The 561-nt window shown below is 45.3% G+C and carries 1 pseudogene; it reads left to right on the top strand.

Going from position 1 to position 561, the window contains the following annotated elements:
* Nucleotides 1-101: 101 nt before the first annotated feature.
* Nucleotides 102-561 (top strand): annotated as a pseudogene (locus PSI15_RS18395) (helix-turn-helix domain-containing protein); the annotation flags it as partial.

Genomic DNA, 561 nt, shown 5'->3' with positions numbered 1-561 from the left:
TGGCGCGGGTATCCATACTCATAGAGACGCCGGATAGATTTAAGCAAGCCAACCATACATCAAAATGAGTGTTGCAAAAACGGGGAAGACCATAGATTTGTATCTGGATACCGGAAAATACCATCCATTCGAGTTATAACCGGAAAGCGTTGCGATTTTGGATCATCGATATTTCCCCTCAATGGGCGGATGCGTTACCGCAACAACCTTGTCTTATGCGATTGAATGCCATCTTTAATGCCATTATGGTGGATTTTTTTGCCCGGAAGATCCGGCAACCGGAAACTGAAAAAGATCAGCGTTTGGCACAAGTATTGATTGATCAGTTGGAATTATCGCCAAGACAATGTACCTATTTGCCTTACTCAAAAGATAAGTTGCTCGCGCCAATCTTGCAGATGTTGGAACGCAATCCGGCGGATAATACCTCTTTAGCGGAGTGGGCCAAGAAGCGTTATACCTCAGAAAGAACGTTATCGCGGCGTTGTAAGCAGGAGCTGGGAATGTCGTTTGGTGAATGGCGCCAACGGCTACGTTTTCTGCATGCTATATCCTTATTAG

This window comes from Xenorhabdus sp. PR6a, assembly GCF_028599065.1.
In the GTDB taxonomy this organism is placed as follows: Bacteria; Pseudomonadota; Gammaproteobacteria; order Enterobacterales; family Enterobacteriaceae; genus Xenorhabdus; species Xenorhabdus doucetiae.
This window is presented reverse-complemented; position numbering and strand designations above follow the sequence as displayed.